General features: G+C 26.6%; 2 protein-coding genes. One reads left to right on the top strand and one right to left on the bottom strand.

What is annotated here, in order from left to right; translation table 11 throughout:
* Positions 1-10: 10 nt before the first annotated feature.
* A complete protein-coding gene (locus CN514_RS24410) occupies positions 11-136 on the top strand; it encodes a DUF805 domain-containing protein (RefSeq protein WP_098234785.1) in 126 nt (41 codons plus the stop codon).
* Positions 137-192: 56 nt separating this feature from the next.
* On the opposite strand, the gene CN514_RS24415 is transcribed toward CN514_RS24410, so the two are convergent.
* Positions 193-587: VanZ family protein (locus CN514_RS24415; RefSeq protein ID WP_176526068.1), on the bottom strand; the 395-nt coding region annotated here is incomplete at its 5' end.

Genomic DNA, 587 nt, shown 5'->3' on the forward strand with positions numbered 1-587 from the left:
ATTACATGATATTGGTAAAAGTGGTTGGTGGTATTTAATTAGTTTAATTCCGTTTATAGGACAAATTATTTTATTAATATTTGCTTGTTTTAAAAGTGAAAATCACGAGAATCGTTTTGGACCAGTTCCACGATAAGATTAAAATTAATAATGTTCATTGGGTATTAAGAAAAGACTTATACCATATTACTTCTAAAAGTATTTACTCATTGAAATCTTATACCCAATGTATGTCCCTATAGTATTTAAAATAACATCATCTATATCTGAGGTTCTAAGAGACATCATAAATTGGACAACTTCTATGCTTACCGATAAAAATAAGCCCATTAGTATAACTTTTTTTGATCTCTTTATGGATGTTAAAATAAATCCAAATGGCACAAAAAGAATGATATTTCCAAAGATATTAACGATAAATTGTTTAATGCTGCTAAACTCATTAAACAGTTTGATTAATGGAATTAAATTTAATCCACCCTCAGAAATACCTATTCCCAAAGAAGCGACTGGAAAAAATGTAAACCTAAAAATAAACACAAGTGAAAAAATTAACAGTAAATATTTTATGTAAATAGGTTTCAAAA

This window comes from Bacillus sp. AFS001701 (assembly GCF_002559405.1).
GTDB lineage: Bacteria > Bacillota > Bacilli > Bacillales > Bacillaceae_G > Gottfriedia.